Here is a 19,343-nt window from a genome sequence, read left to right as displayed (position 1 = left end):
ATGCGCATTTTTCCGCTGCTTCCTCTGCTCGCAGTCGGCCTGTTCGGCGCAGGCTGCAGTTCCAGCGACACCCGGCCCCTGCCTCGGCCACCATCAGTGGATGTGCCGCGATTCATGGGCGACTGGTATGTGATCGCACACATTCCATCGCGCCCGGAACGCGAGGCCTTCGATGCGGTGGAAAGTTACGCGCTACGGCCAGATGGACGCATCCAGACCACCTTCACCTATCGCAAGGGCAGCTTCGATGCCCCACAGAAGTCGATGCATCCGATCGGCCGGGTGGAGAAAGAAGGAAACGGTGCGATCTGGGGCATGCAGTTCATCTGGCCGATCCAGGCCGAATACATCATTGCCTGGCTGGACGAAGGCTACCGCCAGACCATTGTGGCCCGCAGCAAGCGCGACTATGTCTGGTACATGGCGCGTACGCCCCAGGTCTCGGAAAGCGACTACCAGCAGGCGGTGCAGCGCATTGCAGCGATGGGTTACGACACTGCCAGGTTGAGGCGGGTGCCGCAGTCGGTCCGCTGACCCGGTATCGATGAGTTCCATCCACTACATCAATGACGTTCGCGGAACCGATGCGCGCAACACATCGATTCTTAGGAATAATCGCAAAAATCCCGGAAATTCGATGCCCGGCGTGACAGTGACGCCAAAATGATGACCACGCCCATGGGCGCTGATCACCTCCCTGCGCATGAATGGACATCCTGCACCGCGCCGGCTGCGCCTGGCGCTTCTGGACGACCATGAAGTCGTCCGTCGCGGCATCGCCCTGCACCTCAACCGCGACCGCCGCTTCAGCATCGTCGCCAGCCACTCCCTCAGCGAAGACCTCATCACCACCCTGCATCGGCTGCCCGTCGATGTGGCGATCATCGACCTGAGCCTGGCCCCCGACGACCGCGGTAGCGCCGAGTTGATCCCCCTGCTGCGCGAGACCTTTCCCCACATCCCACTGCTCGCTTTCGCCACGCTTTCACCCGCAACCAACCTCAGCCACCTGATCAATGCCGGCATCGGCGGCGTCGTCGGCAAGGCCGAGCCGCTGCCGATGCTGTCAGAGGCCATTGTGTGCGTGTCTCAGGGGCTCAGCCGCCTGCCACCTGACTGTGTCCTGCCTGCGGACTGCAGTGAACTCAGCCGCAATGAACGCGAGGTACTGGAACTGCTGCTCACCGGGCTCACCGTGTCCGAGATCGCGCTGCGTCGCCACCGGAGCGTCAAGACCGTCAGCACCCAGAAGATTGCCGCGCTGCGCAAGCTTGGCCTGCGCAACGACGCCGAGATCTACGCCATGCGCCCACACGCGAGCCCGCCGTGAGCAGGCGGGACCGCTCGCGCCTGCGCACCTCCCTCGCCCTGCTGCTGGTTCTTCTGCTGCTGCCGGCGGCATCTGCGGAAGATGTCCGATCCCAACGCTGGGGGCCAGGCAGCGAGGTACGGGTTGCCACGGCCCCATCCATGCGTCCGATACCCGCTGCACTTGCAGAGACAGCGCCATTTCCCACGCTCGCCCACGGCTATGCAGGCCTGGTAGCGCGGCATGCACAACTGCGTTTCCTGGACCTGCCCTATCCCACCACCGCCGCATCGGTGGCCGCCGTCTGTGGCCGCGACGCCGACCTGGTACTGGTGATGGGCGGCTCCGGACACCCGCAACTCCCCTGTCCAGAGCTGGTTGCCTCCGCCCCATTTCGCGGTGGCCGGACGGTCCTCGCCGGGCAACCCGGCCGTTGGCTGCCACGCGGCTTGCCTGATCTGGAGGGAAAGATCCTGGCGGTGGTTGAGGGTGGGCCCTACGCTGGGTGGTTGGGTACACATCATCCACGGATCCATCTACTGCAGCTTCCGGATCGTCACGCGGCACTCGCGGCGGTCGTTGCCGGTACCGCCGATGCCGCGATCGGCTTGGAGACGACGCTGCGACCAATGACCCGCCGCTATTTCAGTGGTGACCTGCTGCTGCAACCGATCAGCAGCGATTTCTCCACCGACCTGCATCTGCTCGCCCGTCGGGAGGACAGGCACCTGCTTGAACGCATCGACCGGGGCCTGCGCGACATCACGCTGGAAGAGCACGCTGGCCTGCTGCATCTCTGGGCGCAGCAGATGCTGCCCGCATCGGTGGAGCGGGCACTGGGCTGGATGCGGTCACCACCACCGGCCTGGTTGCTGGCATTGATCGCCGCGCTGGCCGGGCTTCCACTTCTCTGGCATCCGCTGCGCCTTCGCTTCAGCCGCAGCGAGCGCGCCCGTGCACGCGCGATCGGCATGATCAGCCATGAGGTGCGCAATGCCGCGCAGACGCTGTTGGGCTCGATCACCCCGCTGCACCAGGCCCATTCGCCAGAGGGCCGCCGCGAACTACTCGCGGCGATGGCTGCCGCAGGACGCTCCCTGCGCGGACTGCTGGACCGCTCGCTGGATTTTTCGCGCCTCGCCAGTGGTGGCTTCATGCCGCAGGTACAAGCCTGCGATGTCGCACTGCTCTGCAACCATTCGCTGGATGCGATCCGCGTGCTCGCACGCAGGAAGGGCCTGGAGCTCAGGCTGGACTGCGATGCAGCGCCGGCGCCGCTGGTCCTGCTGGATCCCGATGCGCTGCGCCAGATCGTCGACAACCTGCTCGGCAATGCGCTGAAGTTCACCGACGTCGGCGGCATCGATCTGCGCGTGCAGCTGCGGCCACCAACGCGCCCGCATGAGCTGGTGCTGGATGTGATCGACAGCGGCATTGGCATCCCTGCTGCGCAGGCGACATCCCTGTTCCAACCCTTCCGGCAGGGTGAGGACGGGCTGCGGCGCGGCGGCAGCGGACTGGGGCTGGTGATCGCGCGCGAACTGGCCCGCTCGATGGGCGGCGATCTGACTGTTCACAGCGTCCACGGACGCGGCAGCCGATTCACCCTGCGCCTGCCGGTGCGGATCGCCCGGTCCCACCCGCCGACTGCGACGGTGGCCGCTCATGAGCAGCCGCTTGCTGGCCTGGATCTGTTGCTGGTCGAAGACCATGATCTCAACCGCCGCCTCATGGCCGCCCAGCTGCAGCGTTTGGGGGCGGATGTGCATGCGCTTGCCGATGCCAGCGACGCACTGGAAGAGCAGGCGCGTCGACCGCGCAGCACGGTGCTGCTCGACATCGGGCTTCACGACATGGATGGCTATGCGCTGGCCCGCCGGCTGCGTGCGCGTGCGCACACGCCCTTGCGGTTGATCGCATTGTCGGCACGCGCGGGCCGCCGCCATGCGGCGCGCTGTCGCGAGGCGGGATTCGACGCGGTGCTGGCCAAGCCACTGCAGATCGCCAAGCTGCTGCAGGTGCTGGCGTTGCCAGCGCTACGGGGCCACGCTGCACCCTCCAGCACGGCATGCATTGACTCCGCCTATGCGGCCGACATCAGCACGGAACTGGCTGCCATCGAGCGCGCCGTTACCGGCGCCGCTCCGGATGCACTGCGCCACCACGCGCATCGCCTGCAAGGTACGCTGCAGATCTGTGGCGCAACGACACAAGCCGATATCGCGGCCGAACTGTGGGAGCTGGGGCGTATGGCCGCGCCTGACTGGGTCGAGGCGCGGCGACTGCTGCAGGGATTGCAGCAGTGGCACGGCTCCCGCAAAGCGGAAGCCGCACCATCGGCATGATCAGGCCGCCAGGCGCTCGACCTGGCGACGGGTCAGGTCGTTGAAGCGACCCAGCGACATCAGGTGCTGGTGGATCAGCGCCAGCCAGCCGCTGCGGTGCCACTCGACCACAGTGGCTTCCGGCAGTGCGACGAACTTCTCGACATCCACGACCTGGAAGCCGTTGAGGTTGAACTCGCGGCCATCCGGAGTACGCACGGTGGCGTTGCGTTCAACCAGCAGGCCGTTGTCGATCAGCGCCTTGGAGAAGGCCTGGGTCTGTTCGTGCTCGCGGGTGAACTGGCCGCAGAACTCCAGCGCCTGCTGCACCATCTCGGTGGCCTTGCCATCGACGAACAGCGGCTGGCCTTCGTCACCACCCTTGACCACGCGCGGGTTCTCTTCATCGATGCCCAGCAGGAAATCGTTGTCCGCGCCGGTGTCGATGAAGATGAAGGGATGGCGACGCAGGTAGGCCGGGATATAGGCCTCGTCTTCCCACAGTCCGTCCTTGATGAACAGGTTCTCTTCCGACACGCCGACGGCCGCCATCGGCACCGCGGTCGGACCGGCGAACAGGATCGGGAAGTGGTGCAGCGCCAGCGAGAACTCGCCGAGCACCAGCGGAATGGCGTTGTTGCCAGCGGCAAACTCGAGCCTGCCCGGCAGGATGCGCAGGTCGGCGTGCACATCGGCCTGCAGCGGCACCGGACGGGTGTAGAACAGGGGGGTGCCGGTCGGCGCCGCTTCGGTGGTGGTGTCGCTGGTGGTGGTCATCTTGGGAACCGTTCGATCATGCGCGCCTGCCATCCCGGGCGCGCCAGCGGGAACAACCTGAATCCCGCATTATCAACAAGCTCGATGACAACGGCCACCCCACCGACGACCTATTTCAGCTGCAGGGGGTAGCGTTGCCAGAGAACGTGGACCAGAAAGCCGGCCAGCTCGGTATCGCGGGCGCTGACCGCAGCGCGGATCTTGTCCAGCAACACCATGTCGCTGCAGGCGCGCACATCGGCGTGGTTGGCCTGCCCGGCCCGGCGCGCCCGGTAGCGCGCGGCCCGCTGTGCGTCGCTCATTGCGTACCCGAACTTGGGCGGACGGCCGCGTTTGCGCGGCAGGGTCAGCTCAAGGGTTCCGGGGTCTTTGTCATCACGCATGAGAGGGGTGCGGGCGGCGGCGAGCAACGGGGGGTGCGCAATTTATCGTGAGGCATCACTTTAATCCAGCTTTTTCTGCAGTTTTGTTGCAATGCAGTGCAAATATTCGCGTGTCGATGCGGATTCATCATTCGCGCCGCTTCGCAGTAGCGAAGCGCAATGCGTGGATACGGAACCCCACCAACGCCTACAAAAAAGGGGAGCCCGCTCACGGGCTCCCCTCGCCTTTCCTCACGCAGCGCGTACCGGCTCGTAGCCGTGCAGGTGCGCCTCGCTGCTCGCCCGACCCTGGCTGAGCGAACGCAGTGCAGTGGTGTAGCCCACCAGCTGCGCCAGCGGCGCAAAGCCGCTGACTTCGGCGCGACCTTCCTGGTCTTCGATGCGGGCAATACGGCCATGGCGACGGTTGAGGTCGCCCACCACATCACCCACCGACGCCGATGGCGAATGCACCGTCACCGCCATTACCGGCTCCAGCAGCTGCGTGCCACCCTCGGCCAGCGCCGCCTTGATCGCCTCGGCACCGGCGCGATGGAACGCCATTTCCGAAGAGTCCTTGGCGTGGGTCTGGCCATCGACAAGACTGACCTCGATACCGACCACCGGATGGCCCTGCGGGCCTTCCGACAGCGCCGCACGCACGCCCTTCTCCACGGCGTTGATGAAGCTGCGCGGTACCACGCCACCGACGATGCGGTCGTTGAACACCACCTGGCCGTCCTCGCGCGGCGACACATCCAGCACCACGTGCGCGAACTGGCCCTGGCCACCGGTCTGCTTGACCAGCCGGCCCACAACCCCGGCCATCGCACGCATCGGCGTTTCCTGGTAGGCCACACGCGGCGCACCTACGCCTACGTCGACCTTCCATTCGCTGCGCAGACGCTCGACCATCACCTCCAGGTGCAACTCGCCCATGCCCCAGACCAGGGTCTCCGCCGTGTCGCGATCGGTCTCGACGCGGAACGACGGATCTTCCTGGGCCAGGCTGGCCAGGCCCTGCGCCATCCGGATCAGGTCGGCCGCGCGCGCCGGTTCCAGCCGCCACGCCAGCACCGGTGCCTGTGCCTGGATGCTCTCCAGGCGCAGCGGCTGCGCGCGGTCGCTCAGCGTTTCACCGCTGACCGCATCCTTCCAGCCCAGCACCGCGACGATGTCACCGGCCACGGCCTGCTCGATGTCATGGGTCTGGTCGGCCTGCACCCGCACCAGGCGGCTGACACGCCGCCCCTGCGGATGCTGCGAACTGGCCACCGCATCGCCGACCTTCAAGGTGCCCGAGTACAGCCGCACGAAGCTCAGCGCGCCGTGCTGCTGGTGGGTGATCTTGAACAGCAGGCCGGCCAGCGGACCGTCCGGATCCGGCGGCAACACCACGTCACCGCCTTCGCTTTCGGCAGTCACAGCAGGGCGATCCAGCGGCGACGGCAGGTAATCGACCACCGCATCCAGCAGCGTCTCGATGCCCTTGTCCTTGAACGCGGCACCGGCCAGCACCGGCACGCCTGCACCGGCCAGCGTCGCCCGTCGGATCGCCGCCCGCAGCAGTTCCGCATCGATCGCGCGACCCTCCAGCCAGGCATCAGCCAGCAGTTCGTCGTGGTCGGCCACGGCCTCGACCAGTGCGTCGCGCTGCGGCTGCCACAAGGTGCGCGCCGCGTCGTCCCACGGGGTCACCGTGGTTACGGCACCATCCTGCCAGTGCAGCACGCGCTCATCGACCAGGTCGACCCAGCCGTTGAAGTCGCTTTCGCTGCCCAGCGGCACGCCGAGCGCCCACGGCCGCGCCCTCAGCTTGTCCTGCAGCTGCTCCAGCACGCGCTCGAACGAAGCGCCGACGCGGTCCATCTTGTTGACGAACGCGATCAGCGGCACGCGATGGCGACGCGCTTGGCGCCACACGGTTTCCGACTGCGGCTGCACTCCATCCACGGCCGAAAACACAGCCACGGCTCCGTCGAGCACGCGCAGCGAACGCTCAACTTCAATGGCGAAGTCGATGTGGCCGGGAGTGTCGATCAGGGTCAGCCGATGCGGCGGCAGGTCGCGCGGCGCCCACTGCGCCTGCACGGCGGCGGCGCCGATGGTGATGCCACGTTCGCGCTCGATCGCCGAGAAATCGGTGGTCGCATTGCCGTCGTGCACTTCGCCGACGCGATGGATCTCGCCGCTTTTCCACAGCAGGCGTTCGGTCAGCGTGGTCTTGCCGGCGTCGATGTGGGCAATGATGCCGAGGTTGCGACGGCGGGAAAGGACTTGGGTGTTCATGAGAAAGGTTCCTGCAAAGCCAACTTCGGGGGCCGCGCACCCCGGTTGGCGACAGGGCGCGCGGCTAGCGTTCGGTCTCGGCGATCTGGTGCATGGCACGTTCTCCTTGGGTACTGGGTAGGGTCGACTGGGTAGAGTCGACTGTTAGTCGACTTGCGGGAAATCAGAAACGAAAAGAGCGCCCCGGAGGGCGCTCTGTCGAAGGTCCTGCGATGGCCGTCTCAACGGCCTCGCGGGGCTCCAGGCAGACACGCCCGTTCCGCGCTTGCGCGGGTCAGGGTGAAAAACTTCAGGAGCGGCATCCGGTTCATGGGGCGCATTCTAGACCTGTCAATCTGGCGCGCAAGTGAATATTGCGCACATTAATAGAACAATGAGGCCGACGGGTCTCGGGGTCGGATCCCTTTGCCACGGGCAAAGGGCTCTGACCCCAGCTCAGCTCACTTGCACTCATGCAGCTTGCGCGCCTCAGCCACGGTTGCAGCCTGGTCGTCCCCCATCGAGATCCATCCCTTCAACGACATCGCCGGATCCACCTGCGCCTGGCGCGGGCCGCCATGGACCACCACCTCGGTCCAGCTGCCGACCGGCGCCAGCTCCGACAGTCGCGCCGCCTGGTCGTCTTCGGTACTGAACATGTCGTCCGGCTCCGCAGGCTTGGCCTTGTTCACGGTCTCGGTCTTGCGTGCCCGGATCCGCAGCGCGCCATCGGCCATGCGCTGGGTGGTGATGTCATGGCGTTCCACCCCGTAGGCCCAGCTGCTCTCACCCGCGCGACGGGTCTCGCTGCCGTCGTCCGCCACCACCACCGCATCCCCCGCCGCTTCGGCCACGGCCGCAAGCGAACCCAGGCCGGACATCATTGCCTGATAGGCAATCATCTGCCGCTGTTCAGCGGCCAGCGCAACGTCACCTGCCTTGCCGGCAGGAATCTGCAGGTACACCGCCTCCCTGCATAGCATCAGCACCTGCTGGTCATCCCAGCTGACGAGCACTTCATCACTGGCGAAATAGCGGGTCGTCACCGGAACCACCGGAGCACTCCCGCCGGCGGAATACCGGCTCTCGATCAGCGAGGCCTGCTCGGCGGCCTTGATCAGGGAGACCGAGGATGCGGACGCGGTGCTGGCGGCGCATACGGAGGCGACCATTGCCGAGAGCAGCACGCCATGTGAAACAGTACGGATCATTGCATCAGTCCATTGAAGAGAACGAACCGCACATCATACGTCGCCAGGCAGAGCACGTTGATGCTCAGGTCACCACCACCAGTGGCACCCCACGCCTTGGGTGCTCCAGCACCACCACATCCTGCTGGTAGACACGCTGCAGGTTGTCTTCGGTGAGCACCTGCAACGGCGTGCCATCGGCCGCCACCCTGCCCTGCTCCAGCAGCACGATGCGGTCGGCATAGCCCGCGGCCAGATTGAGGTCGTGCAGCACCACGATCACGCACGCACCGGCTTCGGCACAGGCGCGCACACTGCGCAGCGTGCGTTCCTGGTGACGCAGATCCAGCGCTGCGGTTGGCTCATCCAGCAGCAGCAGCGGCGTGTCCTGCGCCAGCACGCGCGCGAACGTGGTCCGTGCCGATTCACCGCCCGACAGCTGCTGCACCTCGCGCAGGCGCAGCGCCTGCAGTTCAGCGGCATCGATGGCCGCTTCCACCTGGGCGTCGTCCACGGCTGGATCCGGCGGATGCGGCAGCCGCCCCATCGCAACCACTTCTTCCACGCTGAAGGCGAAGCGCACGCCGTGCTCCTGGGGCATCACTGCACGCTCGCGCGCCAGTGGCCCGGCCTTGTAACCAGCCAACGGCTTGCCGAGCAGGCTTACTTCGCCAGCGTCGGCACGCAGGTCACCTGCCGCCACAGCCAGCAACGTGGACTTGCCCGCGCCATTCGGGCCGACCAGCGCGGTCACCGTTCCCGGTTCGAACGCGAGCGAAATGCCGTGCAGGATCTCGCGCTGCTGGCGACGGACCACCACCTCGTGCAGCTTCAACAACACGCTCATGGTGCGGCCTTGCGGCGCTGCTGCAGCACCAGCCACAGGAAGAACGGTGCGCCCAGTGCGGCCGAAAACAGGCCCAGCGGAATCTCCGCCGGCGGATCCAATGTGCGCGCGGCGGTGTCGGCCACCACGATCAGCAGTGCGCCCAGCAGGCCTGACAACGGCAGCAACCAGCGATGGCCAGGGCCGACCAGCAGGCGCGCCACGTGCGGCACCACCAGGCCGACGAAACTGATCGAGCCGGCAAACGCCACCGCCGCACCCACCAGCAGCGCACTGAACGCCACCAGGCGGCGACGCGTGCGGGTGACATCCAGCCCGAGGTGCTGTGCCTGGCGCTCACCCAGCGCCAGCATGTCCAGCGGCGTGGCCAATCGCTGCAGCGCGAACACACCGATGGCGAACAACGGCACCACCGCTGCCACATCGGCCCAGTTGGCGCGGGCCAGCGAGCCCATCTGCCAGAACACCAGCGACTGCAGCTCGCTTTCGCTGGCGATATATGTGAGGAAACCGATCAGCGCCGAGCAGAACGCGGCCATCGCGATACCGACCAGCAGCAGCGTGGCGTTGCCCGTGCCCTTGCCGGGCCGGGCCAATGCGTAGGTCAGGCCGATTGCCAGTGCGCCGCCAGCGAACGCGGCCACCGGCACCAGCCAGCCAGCCGCACCGGCAGCGCCGAGCACGATGGCGGCGACCGCACCCAGCGCGGCGCCCTGGCTGACACCGACAATGCCGGGATCGGCCAGCGGATTGCCGAACAGGCCCTGCAGGCTGGCACCGGCCATCGCCAGCGACGCACCGACCATCGCGCCCAACAGCGCGCGCGGAATACGCAGCTGCCAGACCACGGCGAGGTCGCGGCTGCTGACCGCCTGCGGATCGAGCAGGCCCAGCTTCACCGCCAACGCCTGCATCACCTCCATCGGCGGCAGCCGCAGCGGGCCCACGGCGAACGAGGCCAGCACTGCCCCCAGCAGTGCCAGCAACGCCACCAGCAACATCGTCCGCCCGCGACGGCGGCGCCGATCCGCCGGACTCATGCCTTCGGCAACGCCGCCAGAGCCTTGGCCAGCGCCAGCGCACCAGCACCTGATCCGACACTGGTGTACTTCAGCTGCACATCCGGCATCACCCAGACCCGATTGGCCTGCCCGGCCGGGGTCTGCTTCAGCGTCGGGTACGCCTTCCACAGGCCCTCGGCACCACCGAACAGCTGCAGGTCATGCTCGGTCACCAGGATCACCTCCGGTGCGGCAGCGACTACGCCCTCATTGCTGAGCTGCGAGTAGTTCTTCACCCCCGCCTCGGTGCCGATGTTGACACCACCAGCCAGTGCGATCAGCTGCGCCGATGCGCTGTCGGCACCCGCAACAGTCGGTGAGCCACCGGCGCCGGTGGCCGACACGTGGATCAGTCGTGGCGCATGGCCCAGGCCCTTGCCAATCGCTGCAGCCTCATCGAGCTGACGCTGCACCTGCGTGGCAAGTGTCTGCCCTGCCTCGGCCAGCCCTAGTGCGGCGGCGACCTTGCGCACCTTGTCCGGCGCCGGCTGCAGGTCATCGATGACCACCGCCGGTTCGCCCACCTCACGCAGCTTCTTCGCCAGCTCGGTGTGGCGGCGCAGGCTGTTGCCGAGGAACAGCGAGCCCTGCAGGCTCAGCACGCCCTCCACGCCAGTGGTGCGGTTGAACAGGAACTGGTGCGGGGCAGCCAGGCCAGCCTGGGTGGTGGTATTGGTCGGCGCGGCGAACACCTGCTTGTCCAGTCCCAGCGCCTCGATCACCGCGATCACGTCGTCACCACCGGCGATGATGCGGCTGGTATCGGCCACCTCGACGTCGGCGCCGTCATCGGAATGCACCTTGGCCGGCAGCACTGCCTTCTGGTCGCGCACGGCCGGCATATCGGTGCCGGCCACGCGCTGCCAGCCTGCAGGCAACGCAACTTCGCCAGCCGCGGTTGCGGCGGCGGCGGGCTCAACCGGCTTGCCGCTGTCCGAGGGCGTCGATGAACCGCCACAGGCGGCCAGTGCCAGCGAGACAGCCAACGGAAGCGCACACAGGCGCAGACGGGACGCGATGTTCATGCTTGTTCTCCTTGCTGGCGGGGCGACGTGCACGCCGCCCCGCCGTGTGACTTACTGCTTCGGGGTGATGCGGGTGATGCGGTCACCCTTCGGGTCTTCGGCGCCGCGCGACTTGTTCACCGCGAACACGTTGCCCTTGCCATCGGCACGGACGTGGTTCGGCAGCGTGCCGCCGTCGAGGTTGGCGACCACCTTGCCGTCACCGTTCACCACGGTGACCGTGCCAGCGCCACGGTTGCTGACGTAGGCCAGGCCGGAGGCATCATCGAAGGCGACGTTCAGCGCACCGGCGCCGACCGGCACGTCATGCAGCACCTTGCCGGCGGCCACATCGACGATCAGCAGGTTATCGGTGCCCTGCGAGGCCACGTACAGGCGGTTGCGCGCTGCGTCGAAGGCCACGCCCGAGGCGCTGATCGAATTGCCCAGGTCAATGACCTTCTCGACCTTGCCGCTGGCCACGTCGATCATCGCCGCTTCCGGGGTGCCGATGCTGACGGTGAACAGCTTGCCGCCCTTCTCGTCCAGCACAAGGCTCATCGGGGTGAACTTGCCGTCGTCCACGCCGGACTCCAGCGTCACCGCCGGCAGCTCCTTGAGGGTCTTGGCGTCGAACACCGACAGGTGGTCCTCACCCGTGGCCGAGGCAAACACCTTGCCGTGGGTGCCATCAACCACCACGTCGCGCGCATGCGGCACGGCATCGACCGGGAACTGATGGACCAGCGACAGGTCCTTCTGGCGGTAGACCGCGATGGAGTTCTGGCGGGTGTTGGTGACCCACACATTGCCGTTGGTGTCATCCACGCCGACACCGTAGACCGCGTACACCGCACCATTGGTGCTGCCCGGCACCTGCGCCGGGGTGATCGCCTTGGTCACCTTCAGCGACTTCGGGTCCAGCTTCAGCAGCTGCGACTGGGTCACCGGCGGGCGGCCCACGGCCGAGGTCACGAATACCGCGTTGCTGGCGGCGCTGTAGGCGGACTGGTACAGGCCCGGCACCAGCTTGTTGGACTGGGTGACGAACTGCGCCTGGCCGGACAGCGGCAGCTGCGGCGAGACGCGCAGCTTCAGCACGGTGGCTGCAGCCGGCTGGCTGGCGCGCACCACCACCGGGTGGGTACCCGGCACGGCATCGGCCGGAATGCTCAGCTGGGTCTTGAAGTTGCCATCGGCATCGACCACCAGCGGCTGCGTGTTGAGCACGCTGTCGCCACGCAGCAGGCTGACTTTCTGGCCCGGCACGAAACCGCGACCGACCACGTCGGCAGTGCTGCCGGGAACCACGTTCTCACCGCGCGAGACGACCTCGCCCTTGAAGGTGGCGTTGGCCGGCTGATCGAACACCGGCTGTGCGGTGGCGGTTACGGCCAGCAACAGGCCAGCGGCGAGAGAAGTGAGACGGAAAGACGGACGGAACGACATGGAAGGCTCCTTGCACACGTAGGCCGCGCCACGTGACGCGGGATTCATCGGTTGCCTGGGCCGCTGCACATCGGCAGCCTCGCCTGGGTAGTGGGGTCGCATGCCTTGGCATGCGAAGGGATTCATTCGGCGGCGTTGTCACCACCATTGGGCGCGCCGTCACCGGCGCTGCGGTCGGTCACGCCGTACAGCTCATGCAGCGCAGCGTGGAACGACGCGGGCAGCATCGGGCCATGGCCGAGGCCGGGGAACTCGCGGTACTGCACGCGCATGCCCGGCAGCTTGCCCAAGCGCTCGGACAGCTGCATGGCAGCATCCGGGGTGGCCCCACCGATACGACGCAGGTGCGCGACCACGCGTGGGTTGTTCATGTCGCGCTTGCCGCGATCACCGACGCGCTCGGCGCCACCCAGCATCAGCCACAGCTTCGCCGGCTGCCCATGCGCGTTCTGCACGAACTGCTGTTCCGGATCACCCAGCGCCGCACCCTGGCTCCACCACAGCGACGGACTGGCCGCCAGATAGGACTGGAACGCCGCCGGACGCGTGTACAGCGCATTGAGCACGAACAACCCGCCCAGCGAGTGCCCCCACAACGCTTGCTGCTGCGCGTCGATGCGTGCACGACGCTCGACTTCGGGCTTGATGCGGCGTTCGATCACGTCGAGGAAAGCGGCGGCACCACCGCCGACTGCCTGCGTGCTGCCGCTCTCATCGTCTGCACGGTCGATCCATGCGGTGTAGTCGCGGGTGCGCGCCTTGGAATCGATGCGCAGGTCGTTGTCGTAACCGATCAGCACCAGTACCGGCGGCGCCTTGCGTGCCGCCAGCTCGGCCAGCAGCGGCTGGTCCAGCACCATCGCCACCGCATTGCCATCCAGCGCGTACAACACCGGCAGCGGCGCCTTGCCGGCCTTGGCCGGGATCGCCACATTCACCCGCCAGCGGCGTTGCTGGTCGGGGCTGTCCACCACGAAATGCTCGAAGCGATAGCTGGCCGCCGGCTCGTCGAGCACGGTGTGGCCGATCTTCTGCAGCGGATTGCGCTGCTGGGCGTGGGCGTACGGGGTGGCCAGGAGCAGACCCATCATCAAGGCGGCCAGGCCGCGGGCCAGCGGACCACGGCGCGAAGGCAGGACGAAATGCTTCATCAGCGGCGGCAGAAGCGGCCCAGGGCCGCCGGTTCACAAGGGACCGCAGTCTACCTTAAACGCGAATGATTATCACATCGATCGAACGTCACGCTGTGTATCACGCGCGCGACGACCCGGTTGCGCTGGGCACGGCATTTCCCCTATTTTGCCGGCCACCGGGGCATTGGATCGCCCCGCTTACAGCGCAGCCATGGAGGGCGGGCAGTCTGCCGCCGATCCGGTCGCGTTCATCCGCGCCATGACCGCCATGGGATTGGATCCCATGATCGTGAGACTCTCTTGAAGCACACCACCCTGATCGCACTTTCCCTCGGCCTGCTCGCACCGCTGGCCGCCCATGCCGCGCAGGATCTGCCGACGCTCTACCAGGCCTATGAAGAGGCCGGCTATTCGACGCTGAGCATGGAACAACTCAACCAGACGGTGACCTTCACCGCCGTCGCGCTGGGTGTTTCCAGCAACCTGCAGGGCGAGCCGCTAATCGAGGCCGGCGATGACCAGGGCAATGTCCTGGCCCGGCTGACCACCGACGATGCGCAGCAGGCCGCCAAGCTCAGCGCGCTGGAAGAAGGCACCACCTTCACCGCCAGCTGCACGCTGCAGTTCAGCTCCGGCTCGGACTATCTGTCGTTCGGCGATTGCACCCTGAAGTAACGACGAAGCCGGCGAAACGCCGGCTTCTTTTCTTTGCCTCTGTAGAGTCGAGCCATGCTCGACTCACGCAAGGTCAGGGCCCCGTGGGCACCGGACCATATGCGTTCTCCTGCGGCGTACCCGGCAGCAGTGCGAACACGAAGATCACCAGGCCACCGAACGGAATGAAGGCCAGCAGGTACATCCAGCCCGACTGGTTGCAGTCATGCAGGCGGCGCACGGTGACAGCGATGACCGGCAGGAAGGTAGCCAGCCAGAACACGACGAACAGGATGATCGACGCGATGCCCAAGCCATCGGACTGCATCACCAACCCGGCGATGAGCGGCACCATCAGGACGGCTGAGACGATCAACAGGAACAGCTGGAACATCCAGTACTCGCGACGGTTGGCCCGACCATCGAACTGGGCGTAACGCTTCAACGGCAGAATCATTTCCTGCACGGCATCAATCCTTGAAAAAGTAGCCGCGCAGTGTGCCAAATGCAGGCGCGCAGGACAATGTGGCGTCGAGCCATGCTCGACTGCCATTGCCCCCTGTAGAGTCGAGCCGTGCTCGACTGCTGTTCCAGAAGGCCAGCGTAACCCGCGCAAGAGCGAAGTCGAGCATGGCTCGACTCTACATAAGCCGCCTCAGCGGCCCTTCGCGGCCCGCGCCGCCTCGCGCTCGGCACGCAGCCGGTCCAGCTTTTCCTTCAGCTTGATTTCCAGGCCACGAGGAACCGGGTTGTAGTACACCCGTTCGCCCATCGCATCCGGGAAGCCGGTCTGGTCCAGTGCGATGCCGCCTTCGGCATCGTGGTCATACTGGTACTCGGCGCCATAGCCCAGCTCCTTCATCAGCTTGGTCGGCGCGTTGCGCAGGTGCAGCGGCACTTCTTCGGTACCGCTCTCGCGCACATCGGCCTTCGCCTGGTTGAAGGCGGCATAGCCTGCGTTCGATTTGGCGGTACTGGCCAGATAGAGCACCAGTTGGGCAAAGGCCAGTTCGCCTTCCGGGCTGCCCAGCCGCTCGTAAATGTCCCAGGCCTCCAGTGCCATGCTCTGCGCGCGTGGATCGGCCAGGCCGATATCCTCGATGGCCATGCGGGTCAACCGGCGCGCCAGGTAGGACGGATCGCAGCCGCCATCGAGCATGCGGGTCAGCCAGTACAGTGCGGCATCTGGATTGGAGCTACGCACCGACTTGTGCAGTGCCGAGATCTGGTCGTAGAACTGCTCGCCGCCCTTGTCGAAGCGACGGGTGCGATCGGCCAGCACTTGGGTCAGGGTCTGCGGGGTGATGCGACCGCCCTCCCCGCCCGCCAGCTCGGCGGCGATCTCCAGCAGGGTCAGCGCACGACGCACGTCACCATCGGCGGCGGTGGCGATTTCCAGCAGTAGTTCGGGAGCGACCTCGATGCCCTCCTCGCCCAAGCCGCGCTCGCGGTCACCCAGCGCACGTTCCAGCGCCTCGACGATGTCGGTGGGCGAAACGCCTTCCAGCACGTGCACGCGGCAACGCGACAGCAGCGCCGAGTTCAGCTCGAACGACGGATTCTCGGTGGTGGCACCGACGAACAGGATGGTGCCGCGCTCGATGTGCGGCAGGAACGCATCCTGCTGCGCCTTGTTGAAGCGGTGCACTTCGTCCACGAACAGCACGGTACGCCGCCCTTCAGCGAAACGCTGCGCGGCCTCGGCCAGCACCTGGCGCACTTCCGGCAGGCCGGACAGCACGGCGGAGATGGCGCGGAACTCGGCGTCGGAATACTCGGCCAGCAACAGCGCCAGCGTGGTCTTGCCGCAGCCCGGCGGCCCCCACAGGATCATCGAATGCACGCGACCGGATTCGACCGCGCGACGCAGCGCGCTGTCCGGCGCCAGCAGGCGCTTCTGCCCGACCATCTCGTCGAGGGTGCGCGGGCGCATGCGCTCGGCGAGCGGGCGCATATGTTCCCGATCAACGCTCAGCAGATCGGGGCCGGGGAAGGAAGTTGAACGATGTCTTGCCACACGGCCATTGTACCGCGAGAGCGTGCCAACCAAGGTTGGCACCCACCAGCGCCAGGCCGTGATCGGTAACGGATCAGGCCGCAGGATCGGTAGTGCCGGCCGCTGGCCGGCAGATCAAATACGTGTCAACCAAGGTTGACACCCACCAAGGCGGTGCCGGTTGACACCTTCCGAGGCGGTGTCGATTGACACCCGCCAGAGCAGGTAGCGCCGGGCCATGCCCGGCGTGCCCCATCAATTACCGATGACGTCAGTGCCCTTCGGCGGGGTGAAGCTGAAGGTGCCGGCAGCGAAGCCCGGGTTGCGCTTCCAGCCACTGAAGGTGATGACGGTGCGCTGGCCGACGGCATCAGTGATTTCCATCCTGGCCAGGCCCTGCGCGTTGAAGCCCAGCGCGGCGTACTGGAAGCTGGCTTCTGTATCGCGCTTCGGCGACAGCGACAGCCACTGCAGGCCGTCACGCTGTGCGGCTTCCTCGCTGAGGTCGTACTGCTGTTCCAGCAGCGCCGGGTTGATCAGCGCGGTCAGCGGGCTGTTCTGCTCTTCCTTGCCCTGCTCGCGTACGGTGGCCTGCTCCAGGTCTGGCTCGTACATCCAGACCTTCTTGCCATCGGCCACGATCAGCTGTTCGTGCGGGCGCACGTATTCCCAACGGAACAGGCGCGGCGCCGACAGAGCCACGCGGCCGCTGGTCGATTCCTTCACCTTGCCGCGGCTGTCAAACACCTGCTGGCTGAACTGGCCATCCAGGCCCTTCAGGCCACTGGTGAAAGTCTTCAGGTCATCGCGGGCGCCAGCCCAGGCACTGCCGGCGGCGGCGCAGGCCACGGCCAGGGTGGTGGTGGCAAGGAAACGGCGGAAGCGGAAGTTCATGCGGGAATCCTGTGGGCGCGGGCGCCAGGAAAGGTGGTTGCCAGTGTGCCCGGACAAAGATGAATGGGCGATCAGGGCGACATTATGCCGCCCTGAACGCCCCTCGGCGATTCAGCCGCCAGTCGTCGGCAGCTTGCCGTACAGCACCTGCCCACGGAAGCCGCGCCGCACTTCGCGGTACAGCGCGCGGAACGCCGGATAGTCCTGCGGCTGGCACAACGCCTCCGGGCCACGCACCGCGTTCTGCTGCAGGCGGTGATGCACGATCACGTCCTGGCCCTCGCGGCTCCAGTCGACTCGATACTCGCCGGCGGCATTCGCAAAACGCTGGCTGGCCGGAATGGCGATGATCGGCGCATTGGCCGGGAACTGCAGGCGATAGGTTTCCTCGCGCAGGCTTGCATTGCAGTAGAACGGCGTCTCGTTGGCTGGCGCCGAGGCGGTGGCGTACAGCCCGCGCACCGATTCACCACCCGGCGGATCCGGCACGGCCATGCCGCCGGCCACGCTGAAGTCGGCGTAGTCCTCAGCCTGGAAGGCCATGCGGTAGCCGAACGGCCGGGTCAGGTCGACCGGCACGCCCTGGATCTGCAACTGCCCTCGCCCGTCGAAACCGGACGCGGCCATGATCTGCTCTTCAGCGCGCGCACGGTTCTGCGCGTTGAGCTGGGAGAACTGGGCGCGCATTCCGATCTCGGCGTTCTCGCCGAGCTTGGGAATCGTCTCGCCGCGCAGGTTGCCGTTGGCGTCGAAGGTGAAACGCACTTCCATCGAAGTGGCATTACGCTGCGGCGTATTGGCCGGGGTACGCGCCAGGCTCGCATCGCGGGTACGCATCACCGGCGCCCCCAGGTCGCCTTCCGGCAACTGACCGAAGCGCGCCCAGACGGTGGTCGAGTCCAGGTACAGATCGAATTCGGGGATGTAGGTGATGGCGTGGTTGAAGCGGCCCAGCACCGGGATCTTCGGCAGGGTCGGCCCACCGCCAGCACCGATCAGCACCGGCGAACTGGCGATCCCCTTGGCCGCCAGCAGCGCCTCCAGGATCGTCACGTGGTCCTTGCAGTCGCCATAGTGGTTGTCGAGGATGCTCTGCGCACTGTTCGGCTCCAGGCCGCCATTGCCCAGGTACACCGCCACATAGCGGATGTTCTGCGCGACCCAGCGGTAGAGCGCGTCGGCCTGCTCGCGGCGGTCGCTGATGCCGGTGGTGACCTGGTCGGCCAGCGCCTGCAGTTCCGGGGTGACCTGCGCGGCCGGGCCAGCCTTGAGTTGGTAGGCGCGCCCCATCTGCGACCAGTCACGATAGGTGCTGGCCATGATGTTCGGGCCGAACTCCCAGCCTGCCGCTGACCAGTTCTGCGCTGGCATGGCCTCGCGCCGCTGGTAGCGCCAGCGCCACTGCGCCTGGCCATTCTTCACCGTCGGGCGATCACTGCCCTGCACACCACGGCTGTCGACGAACATCGGCAGGTTGGCCGGCGCACTCAGGGTGACCTCGGCGTCCTCGTACTCGGTGAAGACGTTGAAGGTCTCCCACAGGCCGAAGTAGCCCGGGAAGTAAGGCGTGGCCTGGGTACGGCGCACCTGGTAGAACAGGCGCGTGCCCGGGGCCAGGTTCGGGAATACGATCACCCGCACCTTGCGGTCGGCATACATCGCGGCCGAGGCACTGGAATAGCTCTCCTGGGTGTAGATGCGGTCGGCCGGTACGTCGCGGCGCTGGCCATCGGCGGTGATGGTGTAGGCGCCAAGTACTTCCAGCGTCTCCATCTTCTCGCTGTAGCTCAGCCGCACCTGGCTGAACTGCTCGACGGAAGCCTTGGTCTTGAGCAGGACTTCGTAGGTTTCGGTCTGCACATTGCCCGCATCCGGCCGCACCTGGTAGTCGGCGCGGTAGCGGACAATGCTGAAATTATTGCTGGCTTCGGTATCGCCGCTGGTGGAAGGCGGCGCCGTGGCGGGCGCGGAGGTGGCGGTGTCTGCCAGTGCCGGGCCGGCAGCCATCAGGGCTGCCAGCGCCAGTGCCAGCGCGCTTGGTACGGGTTGAAGCATGCGTCGGTTCCTTGGACGTC

General features: G+C 66.6%; 17 protein-coding genes. 4 read left to right on the top strand and 13 right to left on the bottom strand.

The features are described from left to right. The 3 genes from AC3ITW_RS10630 (at position 1) to AC3ITW_RS10620 (ending at position 3,654) form a co-directional block, all read left to right on the top strand. The gene (locus AC3ITW_RS10630; protein WP_006366902.1) at positions 1 to 534 is read left to right on the top strand and encodes a lipocalin family protein; all 534 of its coding nucleotides are present in this window, start codon (positions 1 to 3) and stop codon (positions 532 to 534) included. A gap of 169 nt (positions 535 to 703) precedes the next feature. After that, a complete protein-coding gene (locus AC3ITW_RS10625) occupies positions 704 to 1,330 on the top strand; it encodes a LuxR C-terminal-related transcriptional regulator (protein ID WP_100434615.1) in 627 nt (208 codons plus the stop codon). A 140-nt stretch (positions 1,331 to 1,470) separates the two neighbouring features. Then, the gene (locus AC3ITW_RS10620; protein WP_100434614.1) at positions 1,471 to 3,654 is read left to right on the top strand and encodes an ATP-binding protein; all 2,184 of its coding nucleotides are present in this window, start codon (positions 1,471 to 1,473) and stop codon (positions 3,652 to 3,654) included. On the opposite strand, the gene AC3ITW_RS10615 is transcribed toward AC3ITW_RS10620, so the two are convergent. From AC3ITW_RS10615 to AC3ITW_RS10575, 9 genes are all read right to left on the bottom strand, one after another. Next, positions 3,655 to 4,410, bottom strand: a complete 756-nt coding sequence (locus AC3ITW_RS10615; protein WP_012511015.1) for a SapC family protein — start codon at positions 4,408 to 4,410, stop codon at positions 3,655 to 3,657. A 110-nt stretch (positions 4,411 to 4,520) separates the two neighbouring features. Continuing rightward, positions 4,521 to 4,793 (bottom strand): hypothetical protein, encoded by a 273-nt coding sequence (locus tag AC3ITW_RS10610; protein WP_006366874.1) that lies wholly within the window; start codon positions 4,791 to 4,793, stop codon positions 4,521 to 4,523. A 231-nt stretch (positions 4,794 to 5,024) separates the two neighbouring features. Beyond that, positions 5,025 to 7,061 carry an elongation factor G gene (fusA, locus tag AC3ITW_RS10605; RefSeq protein ID WP_489390331.1) on the bottom strand — a complete coding sequence of 679 codons (2,037 nt, stop codon included), beginning with the start codon at positions 7,059 to 7,061 and terminating at the stop codon, positions 5,025 to 5,027. Positions 7,062 to 7,501: 440 nt separating this feature from the next. Continuing rightward, the gene (locus AC3ITW_RS10600; protein ID WP_012511013.1) at positions 7,502 to 8,251 is read right to left on the bottom strand and encodes a hypothetical protein; all 750 of its coding nucleotides are present in this window, start codon (positions 8,249 to 8,251) and stop codon (positions 7,502 to 7,504) included. Positions 8,252 to 8,315: 64 nt separating this feature from the next. Continuing rightward, positions 8,316 to 9,077: a heme ABC transporter ATP-binding protein gene (locus AC3ITW_RS10595; RefSeq protein ID WP_006366865.1), complete on the bottom strand. Its 762-nt coding sequence runs from the start codon at positions 9,075 to 9,077 to the stop codon at positions 8,316 to 8,318. Next, on the bottom strand, positions 9,074 to 10,117 hold the full coding sequence (locus AC3ITW_RS10590; RefSeq protein ID WP_012511012.1) for a FecCD family ABC transporter permease: 1,044 nt from the start codon (positions 10,115 to 10,117) through the stop codon (positions 9,074 to 9,076). Before AC3ITW_RS10590 ends, AC3ITW_RS10595 begins: the two co-directional genes overlap by 4 nt. Then, positions 10,114 to 11,163, bottom strand: a complete 1,050-nt coding sequence (locus AC3ITW_RS10585) for a heme/hemin ABC transporter substrate-binding protein (protein WP_012511011.1) — start codon at positions 11,161 to 11,163, stop codon at positions 10,114 to 10,116. The genes AC3ITW_RS10590 and AC3ITW_RS10585 overlap by 4 nt, the downstream gene beginning before the upstream one ends. 51 nt (positions 11,164 to 11,214) lie before the next feature. Continuing rightward, positions 11,215 to 12,591, bottom strand: a complete 1,377-nt coding sequence (locus tag AC3ITW_RS10580) for a YncE family protein (RefSeq protein WP_012511010.1) — start codon at positions 12,589 to 12,591, stop codon at positions 11,215 to 11,217. Between the two features lie 122 nt (positions 12,592 to 12,713). Then, entirely contained in the window at positions 12,714 to 13,742 is a 1,029-nt protein-coding gene (locus AC3ITW_RS10575; RefSeq protein WP_012511009.1) for an alpha/beta hydrolase, read from the bottom strand. 282 nt (positions 13,743 to 14,024) lie between these two features. Between AC3ITW_RS10575 and AC3ITW_RS10570 the strand changes: the two genes are divergently transcribed. Then, positions 14,025 to 14,399 (top strand): hypothetical protein, encoded by a 375-nt coding sequence (locus tag AC3ITW_RS10570; RefSeq protein WP_012511008.1) that lies wholly within the window; start codon positions 14,025 to 14,027, stop codon positions 14,397 to 14,399. Between the two features lie 73 nt (positions 14,400 to 14,472). Here the strand turns inward: AC3ITW_RS10570 and AC3ITW_RS10565 are convergent, their stop codons facing one another. From AC3ITW_RS10565 to AC3ITW_RS10550, 4 genes are all read right to left on the bottom strand, one after another. Then, positions 14,473 to 14,844 carry a DUF805 domain-containing protein gene (locus tag AC3ITW_RS10565; RefSeq protein ID WP_041864515.1) on the bottom strand — a complete coding sequence of 124 codons (372 nt, stop codon included), beginning with the start codon at positions 14,842 to 14,844 and terminating at the stop codon, positions 14,473 to 14,475. Between the two features lie 189 nt (positions 14,845 to 15,033). Further along, positions 15,034 to 16,332 (bottom strand): replication-associated recombination protein A, encoded by a 1,299-nt coding sequence (locus AC3ITW_RS10560; protein WP_223276803.1) that lies wholly within the window; start codon positions 16,330 to 16,332, stop codon positions 15,034 to 15,036. A 297-nt stretch (positions 16,333 to 16,629) separates the two neighbouring features. Continuing rightward, positions 16,630 to 17,268 carry an outer membrane lipoprotein periplasmic chaperone LolA gene (gene lolA / locus AC3ITW_RS10555; protein ID WP_153675579.1) on the bottom strand — a complete coding sequence of 213 codons (639 nt, stop codon included), beginning with the start codon at positions 17,266 to 17,268 and terminating at the stop codon, positions 16,630 to 16,632. Between the two features lie 111 nt (positions 17,269 to 17,379). Then, positions 17,380 to 19,323, bottom strand: a complete 1,944-nt coding sequence (locus AC3ITW_RS10550) for a DUF3857 domain-containing protein (RefSeq protein ID WP_489390330.1) — start codon at positions 19,321 to 19,323, stop codon at positions 17,380 to 17,382. Between the last annotated feature and the right edge of the window lie 20 nt (positions 19,324 to 19,343).

The organism is Stenotrophomonas sp. KH_052 (genome assembly GCF_057838755.1).
The sequence above is the reverse complement of the archived record's forward strand: the minus strand, read 5'-3'. Positions and strand labels throughout refer to the sequence as shown.